We start from the raw sequence: 18,141 nt of genomic DNA on the forward strand, positions 1-18,141 counted from the left end.
TTGGTGGAGCTGTCCGACTCAGGAGAGCTGGGCTGACCTCTGGCTCTGTTCCAACCACATTTTGCAAATAGCCAAAAAAAGGGGCCCCTTGCGGGGCCCCTCCAAGACTTACTGCAAGCTGTGGATTACCAGCTCTGGGTGTAGCGGAAGTAGATCTCGCGACCGATACCGTAGTACAGGGCGCTCTGGTAGTACGGCGGGGTGAAGCCCAGCTGGTCCAGACGCGGCTTCTTGTCGGTCACGTTGATCGCACCGATGGTGAAGCGGCCGTTCCAGGGCGTCTTGTAGGTCGCCGCCAGGTCGTGGGTGATGTACGGCTTGTTGTCGCCGCAGTTGGAGATCAGGTAACCGAAGTCGACCACGTCCTGGCAGGTGTAGCCCAGGTCGTTGACCAGGTAGTCTTCGGTGTACGAGACGGTCTGGTCCATCGCGTTGATGGTCCACGCCAGCGAGAAGTCGCCCTTCTCCCACTCGTTGACCAGGTTGGCGCGCCACTGAGGCTGATCGGTCGTGTTGACGAAGTCCGTCGTGACGGAGTTCGGGCCGCCCGTTTCAAACTTGTTGATCCAGCTCACGTTGAGGTTGTTCCTCAACGAACCGAACGCACCCAGGTCGAAGCGCGTTGTCGCATTGAAGTCGAAGCCGTCCGTGTTGGTGAAGCCTTCGTTGGCATAACCCGCACGCACCTGGAGGAGCGCGCCGTTGGCCGGATCACGCACGCTGTACAGGTTCGACGGCAGGAAGGCGCCGCTACGCTCGCGATTGATGACGGTCTGAGCCGAGAAGAAGCGGATCGTGTTGGTGAGCTTGATGTTGTAGTAGTCCAACTTCAGGCTGGCCCAGTCGGTCGGATCCCACACCACGCCCGCGCTCCACTGCTTGGAGTCTTCCGCCTGCAGACCGGGGGTGGCCACACGCAGGCCATCGATCTGCAGCGTCGAACCGGCCGGCTGACCATAGGCGAGCGCGGTCGGAGCATCGACGACGCTATCGGCCGAGAACGCATCCTTCGAGTTCAGGAGGGTCAGCGGCGGAGCGCGGAAACCTTCACCGTAGCTCGCGCGCAGGGTCAGGCTGTCGATCGGGTGATAGCGGAACGAGACCTTCGGAACGAACGAATTGCCGAAGTCGGAGTACGTGTCGTAACGCGCCGCGAGGTCGACTTCGAAGGTGCTGGTGAACGGCATCAGCCACTCGAAGTAGGCCGACGAGAAGTTGCGGCTACCGGAGCTCGAGTTGCCCGACGAGCCACCGATATTGCCGGCTTCGGACTGCGCGTCGTAGATGTCGGCGAATTCCTGCTTGTGGTGCTCCGCACCAACGACCAGACCGGAGGTACCGCCGGACAGTTCAAACAGGTCGAACGTGGCGTTGGCGTAGACTTCGTCTTCCTTGAAGAGGCCATCACGACCGATCGTGGCGCGAACCGCATCCAGCACTTCCTGCGGATTGCCGATCGGGTTGAAGATGTCGTACTCGCCACTCTGGATCAGCGCGGTGGCGATCGGGATGTTGACGTAGTTGCGACCCAGCGAAAGGAACTTCGACTCGGCGCGGCGCAGGCCGAACTCCACCGCCACCGTATCGCTTACCTGCCAGTTGAAGCCAAGGTTGGTGTCGTAGGTGTTGGTGTCGTCGAAGTTGTCGCGCGGACCGACCGCAGCGAAACGGTGCTTCAACACCACGTCCTGACCGGTCGTGTTGTTCGGCGACGCCGCCGGGATGAAGATGCCCGAATCCGCGAGCGTCGGCGCGAAGCGGCCAAAGCTGCTGACGCGCGTGACGCTGGAGTTCAGGTAGACGGTCCAGTCGTCGTTGATCTGGTAGTCACCACGCAGGAACAGACCCTTCTGCTCCAGCGAAGCGGTGTCCGCCGCGACCAGGTTGTAGTCGTAACGGCAAACGTCGACGGCGGGTGCGGTGTCGAACCAGAAGCCCGGGTTGGTACAGCCACCCGGTACTGCGGAGATGATGGTACCCGGGGTAACGCGGCCCGTGATCGGGTTGGTCGCCGGCCTGTAGTAGTTGTTCGCGTTGGACGACGGACCACGACGGCCTTCCATCCACGGCAGGTCGCGGATGTAGGAGATGTCGCGGTTTGCGTACGACACGCCACCCAGCAGGCGGCCACGGTCGCCGGAGATGCCGAACACGACGGAACCGGACTCGGTGTCGCCGCCGTTCTGGGCCTGGCCCACGCCGATGCTGGCTTCAACGCCGTTGAAGTCCTTGCGGGTGATGATGTTGACCACGCCGCCGATCGCGTCGGCACCGTAGATGGCCGACGCGCCGTCGGTCAGGATTTCGACGCGCTCGACCGAAGCCAGCGGGATCGAGTTGAGGTCGGAGCCGGCTTCGCTGAACTGCGGCGACAGCGGCAGACGGCGACCGTCGATCAGGATCAGGCTGCGACCGCCGCCGAGGCCACGCAGGCTGAGCTCGGACATCGACTGGGCCGAGGAGCCGGACGCCGGCTTGTTCGAACCGAACGAGTTGAAGGTGGAGTTCTGCAGCAGGTCCGCGACCGTGGTCTTGCCGCTGACCTCGATGGCCTCACGGGAAATGACGGTGACGGGCAGCGCGCCTTCGATTTCCGCACGCTTGATGCGCGAACCCGTGACTTCGATGCGGTCGAGGGTCTTGGCTTCCGAATCGGGGCTCGCGGCTTCCTGGGCGAATGCATTGCCCGCTGCCAGCGATGTTGCGCTGGCGAACAACGCAAACTGGATTGCGTTGGGCAGCTTCTTGAGGTTGGTCATTAGAGGCTCTCTCTCCAAATGTTCACTGAAAAGCCAAAGCCTCGCGGCCCGGGCCAATGGTTCAGACGCATGAATGCTGCGCGACTGGTGCCCAGAGCATAACGTAAATTTTACGGCGATGAAAAGAACCCGATGATTTATCGGAAGAATTTCGTTTTTTTTAGCCTCATCAGTTACTTACGAAACCTTTTTCTCGCGCACGTACGACCATCCGTCGGATTGCGGCGCAACGAAGAAGGGCGCCCGATGGCGCCCTCCCTGTTCAGCTTCGACAACGCGACGCCATCGTGTGGGTCGCGTCAGACGCCCGTGGCTATTCGACGCGGACCTCTGCACTGCCGGAAAACGTCTCGACGGTGACGCGACCGCTGCCGCTGCCGTAGCGGGTACTGAAGCTGCTGCCAGGGCCACGCCGTTTCTCGATGCTCACGCCGGTCGCCTTCAGCGAACCACTGAAACTTTCGCCGCTGACCTGCGCGGACACGTCCTGGGGAAGGCGCAGCATCAGATTGCCGCTGACCGATTCCATGCTGATTTCGCCGCCCGGTGCCAGGCCGGTGCGCACGTCCACGCGACCGCTGACGGTGCTGGCGCTCAAGTCACGCACCTGCTGTTCGTTGACGATCACCTCGATGCGGCCCGACACCGTTTCCGCATCGATCTCGCCGCCGAGGCGCCCCCGCAACACGATCGCACCGCTGACGGTGGCCACGCCCACGTCATCGCTGTTGAGCGTCAGGTTGGCGTTGCCGCTGACGGTTTCGACATCCGCCTTGCGGGGCGCCGCCGCGGCTGAAACGCTGCCGCTCACGGTGCTGATGGACAGCTCGCCGGACGCGACCCCCGTGACGTCCACGTCGGCGGCGACCGATTCGATGTCGAGGTCGGCGCGCAGCGGCACCATCACCACCAGCCGGGTGGGTCCGCTGTCGTCGCTCCCCCAGCTGCGCTTGGGATAGCGCACCTCGATGTTCACCTGCGATCCCGATCCATCCACCTCCAGCCGCTCCACGCCCTTGCCCAGCGTGCCGGTGATCTGCACCTCGTTGCGCTCCCAGCCACGCACGTCGATACGGCCCTTGAGATTGCTGATGTCGACGCGCCCGCGGGCATCGAGCGGTCGGGTTTCGTTGATGGCGGTCTGCGCCAGGACGGCGGGCGCCCACAGGGCGGTGGCCAGCAACAGGGAAAGGGAAGCGATGCGCATGGGGAACTCCTCAGGTCATGGCCGCGCGCTGGGTCAGCTCCAGGCGGCGGGCGTAGGTACGGCGCAACTGGTCGAGCAGGAAGTGCGCATTGGGTTCGGTCGCGATGGCATGGCGGATCTGGGCGGCACTCTCATCCAGCGTATGCAACGCCGGCGCGATCTCCGGCGACGCGGTCACCTGGCGGTCGAGCTGCGCCAGCGCGCCGGTGTAGTCGCGGGTCAGTGCGGCCGCTTCGCGCTGGATGAGCGCATCCCCGGTCGGCGCGCGCTGCAGCTGCCACGTTACCGTCACCGCAAGCAGCACCGACGCCGCCAGTGCGAACGGCGCGAGCCGCGTGCGGCGCGGACGGGCGGCCGCGTGCTGCGGCACGGTAGCGATCCGGGCAGCGATGTCCGGCCACAGGTCGCGCGACGGCGGCAGGTCCTGGCGCATCGCGCGCAGCTGCCAACGCAGCGCGTCGTCGGTCGACGGGGGAAGATCATGCGGGTTCATGCGGCAACTCCTAGACGCTCGCGCAGCAACTGGCGCGCTCGGTGCAACTGGGCTTTCGAACTGCCGACCGCCATGCCCAGCTCGGCGGCGATCTCTTCGTGCTTGAAGCCTTCCACGTCGTACAGCACCAGCACGGCGCGTGCGCGCGGCGGTAGCGTGGCGACGGCGCGCTCCAGGTCCATCGACAACGCCGTGCCATGGCCCGCACTGTCGGCCAGCCCCAGGCTGTCCAGCGCTTCATCATCGTCGTCGAAGCGCGGACCGTTGCGGCGGCTGCGCAGTTCCATCAGTGCCGTGTTGACGGCCAGGCGGTGCAACCAGGTGCCGACGGCACTTTCGAAACGGAAACCCGGCAGCGCCTGCCACGCCCGTACGAACGCCTCCTGCGCAAGATCCTCGGCACGCACGCCATGGCTGCCCACCAGCCGGACGATGACGCCATGCACGCGGCCGGCGTGGCGGCGGTACAGCGCTTCGAATGCCTTGGCGTCGCCTCCGGCGGCGGCCCGCGCCAGCGCAGTGTCCAGCGCGGCACCGTCATCGGCGGCGTTTGTCTCGGCGAGGGGTTCGATCACGGCGGTCAGCATACGGAATGGGATGCCGGGGGAAGCGAAAGGGTTTAGGCGGCCCCAAAAAAGAAAGCCGCCCCAGGGCGGCTTTCCGATCGGCCCGGAGGGGCGCGACTTACTTCTTCAGGCGGGCCGCGATGGCGGCACCCAGGTCGCCCGGCGAACGGACGGTGGTGACGCCGGCGGCTTCCATGGCCGCGAACTTGCCTTCCGCCGTGCCCTTGCCGCCGCTGGCGATCGCACCGGCATGGCCCATGCGCTTGCCGGCCGGGGCCGACGCGCCGGCGATGAAGCCCACGACCGGCTTCTTGACGAACTGCTTGATGTACTCGGCGCCGGCTTCCTCGGCGTCGCCGCCGATCTCGCCGACCATGATGATGCCTTCGGTCTGCGGGTCTTCGTTGAACAGCTTCAGGCAGTCGACGAAGTTCAGGCCGTTGATCGGGTCGCCGCCGATGCCGATGCAGGTCGACTGGCCCAGGCCCACTTCGGTGGTCTGCTTGACCGCTTCATAGGTCAGCGTGCCCGAGCGCGAGACGATGCCGATCTTGCCCGGCATGTGGATGTGGCCCGGCATGATGCCGATCTTGCACTCGCCCGGCGTGATCACGCCGGGGCAGTTCGGACCGACCAGCACGGTGTCCGGATGGGCACGCGTCAGCACGTTCTTGACGCGCAGCATGTCCAGCACCGGGATGCCCTCGGTGATGCAGACGATGACCTTGATGCCGGCCGCGGCCGCTTCGAGGATCGCATCGGCCGCGAACGGCGGCGGCACGTAGATGACAGACGCATCGGCGCCGGTACTCTTGACGGCATCGGCGACGGTGTCGAACACCGGCAGGTCGATGTGGGTCGTACCGCCCTTGCCCGGGGTCACGCCGCCGACCACCTGGGTGCCGTACTCGATCATCTGGGTGGCGTGGAAGGTGCCCTGCTGGCCGGTGAAGCCCTGCACGATCACCTTCGTGTTCTTGTTGATCAAAACGCTCATGGAAGATTCCTGGTTCGGTGACGTGGATTAGGCGGCGGCCTTGACCGCTTCAACGACCTTCTTGGCGCCGTCGTTGATGTTGTCGGCCGGGATGATGGCCATGCCGCTGTCGCGCAGCAGCTGCTTGCCTTCTTCCACGTTCGTGCCTTCCAGGCGGACGACCACGGGCACCTTGACGCCCACTTCCTTCACCGCGGCGATGATGCCCTCGGCGATCATGTCGCAGCGGACGATGCCGCCGAAGATGTTCACGAAGATGCCCTCGACCTTGTCCGAGGACAGGATCAGCTTGAAGGCCTCGATCACGCGCTGCTTGTTGGCGCCGCCGCCCACGTCGAGGAAGTTCGCCGGCTCGCCGCCGTTGAGCTTGATGACGTCCATGGTGGCCATGGCCAGGCCCGCGCCGTTGACCATGCAGCCGATGTTGCCGTCCATGGTCACGTAGTTGATGTCCATCTCGGACGCCAGCACTTCGGTCTCGTCTTCCTGGCTCTTGTCGCGCATGGCGACCAGGTCCTTGTGGCGGAACGCGGCGTTGTCGTCGCTGTTGAACTTGCCGTCCAGCGCGTACAGGTTGCCGTCGTCCAGGATCGCCAGCGGGTTGATCTCGACCAGCGCCAGGTCCTTCTCGTTGAAGATGCGGTACAGGTTCACCATGATGTTGGCGAACTGGCCCGCCTGCTTGGCGGTCAGGCCCATCTTGAAGCCGAACTCGCGGCCCTGGTACGGCTGCACGCCTTCGACGAAGTCGACGTTGAGCGTGTGGATCTTCTCCGGCGTCTCGGCCGCGACCTGTTCGATCTCCACGCCGCCTTCGGACGAGGCGATGTAGGTGATGGTGCGCGTGCCGCGGTCGACCAGCACCGACAGGTACAGCTCCTTGACGATCTCGCCGGCGGTGGTCACCAGCACCAGGTTGACCGGCAGTTCGACGCCGGCGGTCTGGTAGGTGGCCATCTTGGTGCCCAGCATCTTGCCGGCGGCCGCCTTCACGTCATCGACGGTCTTGCAGAACTTGACGCCGCCGGCCTTGCCGCGACCGCCCGCGTGGATCTGGGCCTTGACCATCCAGGGGCCGTTGCCGAGGGACTGCGCGGCCGCGACCGCTTCGTCCGCCGTGGCGGCGACTTTGCCGGCCGGGACCGGGATGCCGTACTCGGCCAGCAGCTGCTTGGCCTGATATTCGTGGAAATTCATGCGTCACCGTGGGTAGGGAACAGAAGACACCGCCCGGGCCGGGGCCGTGACGGCGGCGGCTGGGCGAGCCCCCTATTGTCGCTGACCGGAGCGGGGGGCGCAAAACCTCGGGTCTAAGCCTTTGGTGGAAAAGGCCTCTCTGGGCCACGCGGGGGCCGTCATGCCTATACTGGGGGCCTCGCTAGAGGGGAAGTACGCGTTTGCGCCAGGCCCAGTCGCTCCTGTCCCGCATCGAATCGGTTCCGCGCCGCGAACTGTATTTCTTCGCCCTCTACCGCGTGCTGGAAGCCGGCATCCTGGCCGCGCTGATGTTCAGCCCGCTGGGCGAAGTGCTTGGCCAGCCCCGCCACGAAGCGCTGGGCATGGGCGTCGCGATTGCCTATCTGGTGCTGGCCCTGGCCTTGCTTTTCATCGGCCGCAGCGTGCGCTGGCTGGTGTGGATCGTCTTCGCGAGCGTCTGCGTGGACATCGCGGTCGCCGCGCTCATCACCCATGCCCTGCCCACCGCCACGGCCGGCGTGGCGATGATGCTGCTGTTCAACGTGTCGGCCGCGGCCCTGCTGCTGCCCAACACCCGGATGGCGCTGGTAGTGGCGCTGATGGCCATCGCCGGGCTGTTCGGCGAGTACCTTTTCACCCTGTTCCACGACCAGAACGCCAGCCGCTCGCTGGCGGAAGTCATCATGTTCGCGGTGAGCTACCTGGCGCTGGCCTACCTGGCGCACCAGGCCGGCCAGAAGGCGCGCAACAGCCAGGCGCTGGCCGACAAGCGCGGCGAAGAGGTCGCCAACCTGTTCGAAGTCAACGAACTGATCATCCGCCGCATGCGCACCGGCGTGCTGGTGGTCGATGCCGAAAACCACATCAAGCTGGCCAACGAAGCCGCCAGCCTGCTGCTCGGCGATGGCGGCGACGGCGCAGGCGCCGACGGCAAGGGCGTGTCGCTGCTGCACGCCGCGCCGGAGCTGGCCCGTCGTCTGCAGCGCTGGCGCAACGGCTGGCAGACCGACGAAACCCCGATGCAGCTGACCCCCGACCAGCCGGAAGTGCAGCCGCGCTTCGCCCGCCTGCTGGCCGACAGCGAGATATCGCTGATCTTCCTGGACGACGCCACGGTGGTGTCGCGCCGCGCCGAATCGCTGACGCTGGCCGCGCTGGGCCGCTTCTCCGCCAGCCTGGCGCACGAGATCCGCAACCCGCTGGCCGCGATCAACTACGCGGTGCAGCTGCTGGAGGAATCCCCGCACGTCAACGACGGCGATCGCCGCCTGCTGCAGATCATCCACCAGCAATGCCAGCGCACCAACGGCATCGTCGAGAGCGTGCTGGGCCTGGCCCGGCGCGAGCGCGCCACGCCCGAGCACGTGGACCTCAACACCTTCGTACGCCGCTTCGTCGACGACTACCAGCAGACCCTTTCCATCGAGACCGACACGCTGGAAACCATCATCGGCGCCAAGCCGGTGCCTGCGCTGGTCGACCCGCGCCACCTGCAGCAGGTGGTGACTGTGCTGGTGCAGAACGCACTGAACTACGGCCGCCTGCCGGGCGAATCCGCGCGCATCCGCGTGCGCGTGTTCAATGCCGAAGGCCGCCCGACGCTGGACGTGATGGACCGAGGCCCCGGCATTCCGGATGCCGTGGCGGCGCAGCTGTTCCGACCGTTCTTCACCACGTCCGAGCACGGCACCGGCCTGGGCCTCTACATCGCCCGCGAACTGTGCCGCGCCAACCAGGCCACGCTGGAATATGTCCCGGTCCCCGGCGGCGGCGCCTGCTTCCGCGTCACCCTGCCCGGTCCGCACGCCCTGTTGCCCGCCTAGCCGAGAGGACGCAGGGCTTTGTAGGAGCGGGCCATGCCCGCGATGCTCTTGCTTGTTGGGGCCATCCGTGAAAAGCATCGCGGGCATGGCCCGTTCCTACAAAGACAAGCGCTCATGTGGCGGGCATCCTGTAGGGGTCTCGCCTACCATGTTTAACATTCACTCGGTACACTGCCGGCACAGGGGCATGAGGGGGAATGCATGAATCAAAGCCGTAGCGCCCTGATCGTCGATGACGAACGCGACATCCGAGAACTGCTGACACTGACGCTGGGCCGCATGGGCCTGCGCATCGATACCGCCGCCAATCTCGGCGAGGCCCGCGAGCTGCTGGGCCGCAACACCTACGACCTCTGCTTCACCGACATGCGGCTGCCCGACGGCAACGGCATCGACCTGGTGGGCGAGATCTCGCGCAACTACCCCGCCACGCCGGTCGCCATGATCACCGCGTTCGGCAACATCGAACTGGCGGTGGAGGCCCTGAAGGCCGGCGCATTCGACTTCGTCAGCAAGCCGGTCGACTTGACCGTACTGCGCGGGCTGGTGAAGCACGCGCTGGAATTGAACAACAGCGAACGCGCCCCGCCGCCCCCGCCACCGCCGGAACAGGCCAGCCGCCTGCTCGGGGGGTCGGCCGCGATGGATGGCCTGCGCGAGACCATCGGCAAGGTCGCCCGCAGCCAGGCGCCGGTCTACATCATGGGCGAGTCCGGCACGGGCAAGGAGCTGGTCGCCCGCACCATCCACGAACAGGGCGCGCGCGCGGCCGGTCCCTTCATCCCGGTCAACTGCGGCGCCATCCCGGCCGAGCTGATGGAAAGTGAGTTCTTCGGCCACAAGAAGGGCAGCTTCACCGGGGCCCACGCCGACAAGCAGGGCCTGTTCCAGGCCGCCAACGGCGGCACGTTGTTCCTCGACGAAGTGGCCGAGCTGCCGCTGCCGATGCAGGTGAAGCTGCTCCGCGCGATCCAGGAAAAGGCGGTGCGCCCGGTGGGTGCGTCCGGTGAGGTGCTGGTCGACGTGCGCATCCTGTCGGCCACCCACAAGGACCTGGGCGAACTGGCGGCGGATGGCCGCTTCCGCCACGACCTGTACTACCGCATCAATGTGATCGAGCTTCGCGTGCCGCCGCTGCGCGAACGCACCGGCGACCTGGCGCAGCTGACCAGCGCCATCCTCGATCGGCTGGCCGCCCAGCACGGACGCATGGCGCCATCGGTGTCGCCGGAAGCGATGGAGGCCCTGGGCCGTTACCCGTTCCCGGGCAACGTGCGCGAACTGGAGAACATCCTGGAACGCGCGCTGGCCATGTCCGAGGGCCACAGCATCGAGATCGACGACCTGTACCTGCCGCAGGCGCCCGCCGGCAAGAAGTTCGGCGGCGAGTTCAGTCCCGGCGAGGTGATCGGTGACGCGCCCGGCGCGATGGACGTGGACCCGGCCGCCGGTGGCGCCCTTCCCGACTACATCGAGCAGTTGGAGCGCGCGGCCATCCAGAAGGCGCTGGAAGAGAACCGCTGGAACAAGACCAAGGCCGCAGCCCAGTTGGGCATCACTTTCCGCGCCCTGCGCTACAAGCTGAAGAAGCTGGGGATGGAGTAGGCCGTGCCGGGCGACAGCCCGGTCCATGCGCGCCATCGGACGATGACACCGGCCGATCACCGATGACCCCTGCGGGAGCGGGCCATGCCCGCGATGCGCTTGCCCGATAGCGCCGGAAAAGCATCGCGGGCATGGCCCGCTCTTGCAGGGCATGGAGCGACGATGGCGGCGGTCACACGCTATATATATGTATGTACCCTCAAATGTGCGCCGCATCCCACAGTGACCCGGGTGACGCAACGCGTCACTTGCTGACGCGGCAGGTCATCTCACCAAGGGGGCGTCAGCTATTTGGCGGTCACCCCCTTTTTCCGGCCAATCGCGCAATCTGTGACCCGGGCCGGCATTGGCCGCACTTCCCGATACACAACGCAAAGGAATGATGCGATAGTCCCGCCCGACTTCGGTGTCAGGGGTTTCCTCCCGGGGACGTGTGGGGGAATCACTGGGGGTATCAGAAGTTGGCACGCATCCTGCTCTACATCCCTGCACGCGTCGTAAGCAGTTGTACGCGGCGCCCACGGTCCATGTAGGGACACGGGGCTTGTGTCCCTAAACCATCAAGCCAATCCTGAAAGGGGAAATACCATGAAGAAGAACGCCCAGGGCTTCACCCTGATCGAACTGATGATCGTCGTCGCCATCATCGCCATCCTGGCCGCGATCGCGCTGCCGGCGTATAACAACTACCGCATCCGCTCGTCGGAAGGCGCCTGCCAGGCAGAAGCCAAGGCATGGGTGAACTCTGCCGTTGCTGCTGCTCAGTCGGAAATGAACGTTCTCCCTTTCCCCGCAACCGCATGTGCGGCTGACGGTGCGATTACTGCTTGGCAGACCGCTCCGGTCACCACCGCCGGCACCACGCTGACCTTTGATCCGTCCGGCCCCGGCGTGCGCACCACGACCTGTCAGATGGACAGCGCGACCTGCGCGCTGGATCCGTAATAGTTTCAGCAACTATGTGCTTCATAAAGACCCCGCCCAAAGCGGGGTCTTTTTAGTTGGACCTTGGGAAGACAAAGCGCTTGATCTCGTAATTTTTTTGCGAAGTCGATCACGCTACGGGAAACGCACACTAAATGTCCGGGTCCCTAGATGAATTCTTGGCGCACTCCTTGCATTGATTCTGCTGGGGCAATCATTTTTAGGGGTCATCATGTTCACCAAAGCACGCGGATTTACGCTCATCGAACTGATGATCGTGGTGGCCATCATCGCTATTTTGTCCGCCGTCGCGCTACCGGCATACAATAATTACCGTATTCGCGCCTCTGAGGGTGCTTGCCAAGCGGAAATGAAGAGCTATGCAAACTTCGCGCTAGCAACAATTCACAATGGCGACACACCTGATGCACCGCCGGTCGGTGCATGCAGCGCAGCGGACACGGCTACAACGATTGGCGCAGATATTACAGGCACACCTCAGCTGCCTGGCGTAAGACGCACACTTTGCGACATGGAAACAGGCAATTGCGCGCTTGAGTAAGCAGCCCCCATATCAAGCATCAGACTACAAAACATCGCACACCCACAGCTTTGGGGGAATAACTGATGTTGCTCGCATTCAACGTGCGGAGACGTCAAGCTATCGCCGCCGCTCAACGCTGATGAGGAGAGTTTCATGAGTGCAGTTTCAGCTACCACTAATCTGGTCGGCATAACCGGCTTGGCTCGCCGGTTAGTGCAGGACGGCGCACTGGAAGAGTCGGCCGCTCGTGCCGCCATGGTAAATGCCGCAGAGGCGAGAATTCCGTTACCCCAGTGGATTGCTGAAAAGCGGCTTGTTACTGCACCGCAGTTGGCGGCAGCCAATGCCATGGAATTCGGCATGCCACTGCTCGACACCCAAGCGTTTGATCCCTCGCATAGCGCTATCAAGCTGGTAAGTGAAGAATTACTACAAAAGCACCAAGTACTACCCTTGCTCAAACGTGGGAACAAGCTTTTTGTCGGTGTGGCAGATCCAACCCGCAGCCATGGCGCGCTGGATGAGATAAAGTTCCATACCAATCTGATCGTCGAACCGGTGCTGGTGGACGAGGACCAGCTGCGACGTACGCTGGACCAATGGCAAAACGCGGCCAATGCGCTGTCAGGTAACTTCGGTGATGACGAGGATGGCCTCGACAGCCTGGATGTCGATGCCAGCGACGAAGAAGGTGGCAGCGAGAGCGCGGTCGACGCCAAGGGCGACGACACTCCGGTAGTGAAGTTCGTCAACAAGGTGCTGGTGGACGCGATCAAGCGCGGTGCCTCGGACATCCATTTCGAGCCCTACGAAACCGATTATCGCGTGCGCCTGCGCGTGGACGGCATCCTGAAACAGGTCGCCAAGGCGCCGACCAAGCTCAAGGACCGCATCGCCGCGCGCATCAAGGTGATGGCGCAACTCGACATTGCCGAGAAGCGCATACCACAGGACGGACGCATCAAGCTGAACCTGTCCAAGAGCAAGCAGATGGACTTCCGCGTCAGCACGCTGCCCACGCTGTTCGGTGAGAAGGTGGTGCTGCGTATCCTGGACGGCAGCGCGGCCAAGCTGGGCATCGACAAGCTGGGCTACGAACCGGACCAGCAGAAGCTGTTCGAGGACGCCATCCAGAAGCCTTACGGCATGGTGCTGGTCACCGGCCCCACCGGTTCGGGCAAGACGGTCAGCCTGTACACCGCGCTGGGCATCCTCAACGACGAGACCCGCAACATCTCCACGGCGGAAGACCCGGTGGAAATCCGCCTGCCGGGCGTGAACCAGGTACAGCAGAACAACAAGCGCGGCATGACCTTCGCCGCCGCCCTGCGCAGCTTCCTGCGCCAGGATCCGGACATCATCATGGTCGGCGAAATCCGCGACCTGGAGACCGCCGAGATCGCCATCAAGGCCGCCCAGACCGGCCACATGGTGCTGTCCACCCTGCATACCAACGACGCGCCGCAGACCATCGCGCGCCTGATGAACATGGGCATCGCGCCGTACAACATCACCAGTTCGGTGACACTGATCATCGCGCAGCGCCTGGCCCGCCGGCTGTGCGCCAAGTGCAAGCGACCGGTCCAATTGCCGCCGCAGGCACTGCAGGCCGAAGGCTTCAGCGAGGCCGAGATCGCCTCGGGCTTCACCGTTTACGAGGCCGTGGGGTGCGACGAGTGCACCAGCGGCTACAAGGGCAGGACCGGCATCTACCAGGTCATGCCGATGAACGAAGCGATCCAGGAGATCGTGCTGGAAGGCGGCAACGCCTTGCAGATCGCGGAAGCGGCGCAGCGCGTCGGCATCCGCGACCTGCGCCAGTCGGCCCTGTTGAAGGTCCGCAACGGCATCACCAGCCTGGCCGAGATCAATCGCGTCACCAAGGACTGATATCGCGACCTCTCCCGAAGCGCCTGTAGGAGCGGGCCATGCCCGCGATGCCTTTGGGATCAATGACGACGGTAGTGCATCGCGGCCATGGGGCGCTCCTACGGCCGCGGCGGCGCTGGATTCGCGGTGCGCGCCCCTCACGGGCCTGGCACGGATAGCGCCCACTCCCGGAACACGGCAAGGGGAAGGCCCTGCATCCCCATATCACCGAAACCCGGCCGCCGTCACAGGCGCGGCGCTTCCATTGGGCCGATTACCGGCTACCATGCGGCATTGACGTCCGGGTGGGGAAATCCGGACAGGGGACTACCGATGGCCGTGACCCGCTCCGCTGCGAAGAAGACCGTGACCGCGCCCGTGCGCGAGAACCCGCTGAACCTGTTCGTCTGGGAGGGCACCGACAAGCGCGGTGTCAAGATGAAGGGCGAGCAGCAGTCGAAGAACGCCAATTTCCTGCGCGCCGAACTGCGCAAGCAGGGCATCACGCCCAGCGTGGTGAAGGTGAAGCCGAAGCCGCTGTTCGGTTCAGCCGGCAAGCCCGTCAGCGCGAAGGACATTGCCTTCTTCAGTCGCCAGATGGCGACGATGATGAAGTCCGGTGTACCGATAGTGTCGTCGCTCGAGATTATCGAAAGCGGACAAAAGAACATCCGCATGAAGAAGATGGTCGAACAGATCCGCTTTGATATTGAAAGCGGTTCGTCCATGTACGAAGCCATCAGCAAACATCCGGTACAGTTCGACGAGCTTTACCGCAATCTGGTGCGTGCGGGTGAATCGGCGGGCGTACTGGAAACGGTCTTGGAGACCGTCGCCAACTACAAAGAAAACCTGGAAGCGCTGAAGGGAAAGATCAAGAAGGCGTTGTTCTATCCCGCAGCGGTGATCGCGGTCGCGATATTGGTCACTTCCGTGATCCTGATGTTCGTCATTCCGGAGTTTGAAAAGACCTTCGCCAGCTTTGGCACAGAGCTCCCAGCCTTCACTCAGATGATCATGGGTGCATCACGCTTCATGGTGAGTTACTGGTGGATGCTGCTGCTCATCGTGATCGTGGGCAGCTTCAGCTTCATGTTCTTCTACAAACGCTCGCCGGCAATGCAGCACACGATGGATCGGTTGATTTTGAAGGTCCCGGTCATCGGCAACATCATGCATAACTCGTCGATTGCACGCTTCGCGCGCACTACTGCGGTAACCTTCAAGGCGGGCGTGCCTTTGGTGGAAGCGCTGGATACTGTCGCAGGCGCAACGGGCAATCTGGTTTATGAGAAGGCCGTGTTTCGCATGCGCGACGACGTTTCGGTCGGCTATCCCTTGAACATGGCGATGAAGCAGACGCAGCTTTTTCCTCACATGGTGGTCCAGATGACGGCGATCGGCGAAGAGGCCGGCGCACTCGACACCATGCTGTTCAAGGTGGCCGAGTATTTCGAATCGGAGGTCAACAACGCGGTGGATGCGCTGTCCAGCCTGCTGGAACCCTTCATCATGGTCATCATCGGCGTGCTGGTAGGCGGACTGGTCATCGGCATGTACCTGCCGATCTTCAAGATCGCATCCGCAGTCGTCGGCTGAATCGTGGCATTCCTGGATCAGCACCCCGAACTGGGGTATCCCGTGGTGGCAGGTCTCGGCCTGCTGGTGGGCAGCTTCCTCAACGTGGTTATCCTGCGGCTGCCCAGGCGGCTGGAGTGGGAGTGGAAGCGCGACGCGCGCGAGGTGCTGGAAGAACCGGAACTGTACGACCCGCCGCCACCCGGCATCGTGGTGGAGCGCTCGCACTGTCCGCACTGCAAGACCCCGCTGTCCTGGTACGAGAACATCCCGCTCTTCAGCTGGCTGGCCCTGCGCGGCAAGTGCCGGCACTGCAAGGCACCGATTTCGCCCCAGTATCCCCTCGTCGAACTGCTGACCGCGGTGCTGGCGGTGGCGTCGGTCTGGCGGTTCGGCTTCGGCTGGCAGGGCTTCGGCGCCGCCCTGCTGAGTTGCTACCTGGTGGCCTTGAGCGGCATCGACCTGCGCACGCGCCTGCTGCCGGACCAGTTGACGCTGCCACTGATGTGGCTGGGCCTGATCGGCAGCCTGGACAACCTCTACATGCCCGCCAAGCCCGCCCTGCTGGGCGCGATTGCCGGCTATGTCTCGCTGTGGCTGGTGTGGTGGCTGTTCAAGCAGATCACCGGCAAGGAAGGGATGGGCCGGGGCGACTTCAAGCTGCTGGCCGCGCTGGGCGCATGGGTGGGGCTGAGCGGTGTGCTGCCGATCATCCTGATTTCTTCACTGGTGGGCGCCGTGGTCGGCTCGGTCTGGCTGGCGATGAAGGGGCGCGATCGCGCCACGCCCATTCCGTTCGGCCCTTACCTGGCCATCGCAGGCTGGATCGTCTTCTTCTGGGGCCAGCAGATCGTCGACGCATACCTGCGCTTCGCCGGGCTGAAGTGAGCCGCCGGCCATAGGGCACGCGTCGGCGTGCCCTGCCCCATACTTCGCGCATGAGCGATTACTTCATCGGACTGACCGGCGGCATCGCCTCGGGCAAGAGCGCGCTGGAAAAAGCGTTCGCTACCCACGGCATCGTGGTGGCCGACGCCGACCTGCTGGCGCGCGAGGTGGTGCAGCCGGGCTCCCCCGCCCTTGCGGCGGTGGTGGAGCGGTTCGGCCCCGACGTACTGCGGGCCGATGGCCAGCTCGACCGCGCAGCCCTGCGTGCGCGCGTCTTCGGCAACGAGGAAGAGCGCCGTGCGCTGGAAGCGATCCTCCACCCTGCCATCCGGATCCGCCTGCAGGCGATCTGCCAGCAGGCCACCAGCCCGTACGCCATCGCCGTGATTCCCCTGCTCACCGAAGGCGGCGGCCGCGCCAGCTACCCGTGGCTGCACCGCATCCTGGTGGTCGACACCCCCGCCGCCGTGCAGAAGGCGCGCCTGATGCAGCGCGATGGCATCGATGCCGTCCTGGCCGACAGGATGATGGCGGCCCAGGCCACCCGCGCCGACCGCCTGGCCCTCGCCGACGACATCGTCGTCAACGATGGCGACCTGCACCACCTGCAACATGCCGCCGACGCCCTGCATCGGCGCTACCTCGCCCTGGCCAACGCCACCCCGTAGTCTCGCGCCGCACAGCTTTTTAGGAGCGGGCCATGCCCGCGATGCGCTATGTCGTGGGCCACAGTCCGCGGATGGCCGCGATGCCTTGTGCGCCATGCCGCCGGGCTTCGGTGATGTCGGCGGTTCCCATGCCGCCGATGGCATAGATCGGCAACGACACGCGTTCGCGCCGGTGGACGAACCCCTGCCACCCGATCGCCTGGCCGCCGGGATGGCTGGGAGTCGGATGCACGCTGCCCACGACGGCGAAATCGCACCCCAGTGCCTGCGCCTTCTGCAGTTCGTCCGGCGTATGGCACGACGCCGCCACCGGCAGACCGTCCGGCAAGGGCCGCGCCGCGAGGGCGTCGAGTTGCGAGGCACGCAGGTGCACGCCGGCCTGCAGTTCCTGCGCCAGCTCTATGTCGCCATTGAGCAGCACCGCCGCTCCGGCATCACGGCAGCGCGCGACGGCATCTCGCGCCAGCGTCTTCCACGCCTCGCCCGACAGGCTGCGCGCGCGCACCTGCACGCGACGGATACCGTTCGACAGGGCTTGCTCCAGCGCGGCCAGCCAGCGTGCCGGATCGGCGGGTTCCGGCGTCACGAGATAACGGTCTGGCTGCAGCAGGGCCGCGACCACCGGGCGGTCGGCGGGCGGCATGTCGTAGCGCGAAAGCTTGTCGGGCGCGACCCAGGCCAGGGCCTGCCCCTCGTGCCCGCGCGGGGTGCCGGTCCAGCCGGTCAGGTGCCGCACGTCCAGGCACAGGCGCTTGTCGGGGTACTGCTGCGGCACGCTGATGATGGGCTCGCCCACGCGTGCCTCGATGCCGAGTTCCTCGCGCAATTCGCGCACCAGCGCCTCCTCCGGGCTCTCGCCGGGCTCCTGCTTGCCGCCGGGGAATTCCCAGCGTCCCGCCAGATCGCGCCCCTCGGTCCGGCGGGCGAGCAGGATGCGGCCGCGCGCGTCGGTGATGACGGCGGCCATGACATGGATGGAGCGCAACGGGGTGGGCATGGAGGAAGCTTGCCGGGAACCGGCAG

General features: G+C 64.9%; 14 protein-coding genes and 1 pseudogene. 8 read left to right on the plus strand and 7 right to left on the minus strand.

The features are described 5' to 3' along the window. Positions 1 to 125: 125 nt before the first annotated feature. From Q0907_RS15115 to sucC, 6 genes are all read right to left on the minus strand, one after another. Positions 126 to 2,759 carry a TonB-dependent receptor gene (locus tag Q0907_RS15115; RefSeq protein ID WP_299346372.1) on the minus strand — a complete coding sequence of 878 codons (2,634 nt, stop codon included), beginning with the start codon at positions 2,757 to 2,759 and terminating at the stop codon, positions 126 to 128. Positions 2,760 to 3,072: 313 nt separating this feature from the next. Beyond that, entirely contained in the window at positions 3,073 to 3,966 is an 894-nt protein-coding gene (locus Q0907_RS15120; RefSeq protein WP_296278458.1) for a DUF4097 family beta strand repeat-containing protein, read from the minus strand. Positions 3,967 to 3,976: 10 nt separating this feature from the next. Beyond that, positions 3,977 to 4,459: a hypothetical protein gene (locus tag Q0907_RS15125; protein ID WP_296278459.1), complete on the minus strand. Its 483-nt coding sequence runs from the start codon at positions 4,457 to 4,459 to the stop codon at positions 3,977 to 3,979. Next, positions 4,456 to 5,034, minus strand: a complete 579-nt coding sequence (locus tag Q0907_RS15130) for a sigma-70 family RNA polymerase sigma factor (RefSeq protein WP_299346376.1) — start codon at positions 5,032 to 5,034, stop codon at positions 4,456 to 4,458. The genes Q0907_RS15125 and Q0907_RS15130 overlap by 4 nt, the downstream gene beginning before the upstream one ends. 109 nt (positions 5,035 to 5,143) lie before the next feature. After that, on the minus strand, positions 5,144 to 6,022 hold the full coding sequence (gene sucD / locus Q0907_RS15135) for a succinate--CoA ligase subunit alpha (protein ID WP_056878046.1): 879 nt from the start codon (positions 6,020 to 6,022) through the stop codon (positions 5,144 to 5,146). A gap of 27 nt (positions 6,023 to 6,049) precedes the next feature. Then, a complete protein-coding gene (gene sucC, locus Q0907_RS15140; protein WP_296278461.1) occupies positions 6,050 to 7,219 on the minus strand; it encodes an ADP-forming succinate--CoA ligase subunit beta in 1,170 nt (389 codons plus the stop codon). 200 nt (positions 7,220 to 7,419) lie between these two features. Here sucC and Q0907_RS15145 point away from each other — a divergent pair, with 200 nt between their 5' ends. From Q0907_RS15145 to coaE, 8 genes and pseudogenes are all read left to right on the plus strand, one after another. Then, the gene (locus tag Q0907_RS15145; protein WP_299346379.1) at positions 7,420 to 9,042 is read left to right on the plus strand and encodes a HAMP domain-containing sensor histidine kinase; all 1,623 of its coding nucleotides are present in this window, start codon (positions 7,420 to 7,422) and stop codon (positions 9,040 to 9,042) included. Positions 9,043 to 9,243: 201 nt separating this feature from the next. Further along, complete coding sequence (locus Q0907_RS15150; RefSeq protein ID WP_299346382.1) at positions 9,244 to 10,647, plus strand: sigma-54 dependent transcriptional regulator; 1,404 nt, start codon at positions 9,244 to 9,246, stop codon at positions 10,645 to 10,647. Between the two features lie 588 nt (positions 10,648 to 11,235). Further along, positions 11,236 to 11,328, plus strand: a pseudogene (locus Q0907_RS15155) (prepilin-type N-terminal cleavage/methylation domain-containing protein); the annotation flags it as partial. Between the two features lie 475 nt (positions 11,329 to 11,803). Continuing rightward, positions 11,804 to 12,133 carry a prepilin-type N-terminal cleavage/methylation domain-containing protein gene (locus tag Q0907_RS15160; RefSeq protein WP_299346385.1) on the plus strand — a complete coding sequence of 110 codons (330 nt, stop codon included), beginning with the start codon at positions 11,804 to 11,806 and terminating at the stop codon, positions 12,131 to 12,133. 135 nt (positions 12,134 to 12,268) lie between these two features. After that, positions 12,269 to 14,005: a type IV-A pilus assembly ATPase PilB gene (gene pilB, locus Q0907_RS15165; RefSeq protein ID WP_299346388.1), complete on the plus strand. Its 1,737-nt coding sequence runs from the start codon at positions 12,269 to 12,271 to the stop codon at positions 14,003 to 14,005. Positions 14,006 to 14,422: 417 nt separating this feature from the next. Beyond that, positions 14,423 to 15,583, plus strand: coding sequence for a type II secretion system F family protein (locus Q0907_RS15170; protein ID WP_299346678.1), 1,161 nt, complete (start codon positions 14,423 to 14,425; stop codon positions 15,581 to 15,583). A 3-nt stretch (positions 15,584 to 15,586) separates the two neighbouring features. Beyond that, entirely contained in the window at positions 15,587 to 16,450 is an 864-nt protein-coding gene (locus tag Q0907_RS15175) for an A24 family peptidase (protein WP_296278467.1), read from the plus strand. A 50-nt stretch (positions 16,451 to 16,500) separates the two neighbouring features. Continuing rightward, positions 16,501 to 17,118 carry a dephospho-CoA kinase gene (gene coaE / locus Q0907_RS15180; RefSeq protein ID WP_299346390.1) on the plus strand — a complete coding sequence of 206 codons (618 nt, stop codon included), beginning with the start codon at positions 16,501 to 16,503 and terminating at the stop codon, positions 17,116 to 17,118. 46 nt (positions 17,119 to 17,164) lie between these two features. On the opposite strand, the gene Q0907_RS15185 is transcribed toward coaE, so the two are convergent. Further along, positions 17,165 to 18,115, minus strand: a complete 951-nt coding sequence (locus Q0907_RS15185) for a Nudix family hydrolase (RefSeq protein WP_299346393.1) — start codon at positions 18,113 to 18,115, stop codon at positions 17,165 to 17,167. Positions 18,116 to 18,141 lie beyond the last annotated feature (26 nt).

This window comes from uncultured Pseudoxanthomonas sp. (assembly GCF_947498795.1).
Classification (GTDB): domain Bacteria; phylum Pseudomonadota; class Gammaproteobacteria; order Xanthomonadales; family Xanthomonadaceae; genus Pseudoxanthomonas_A.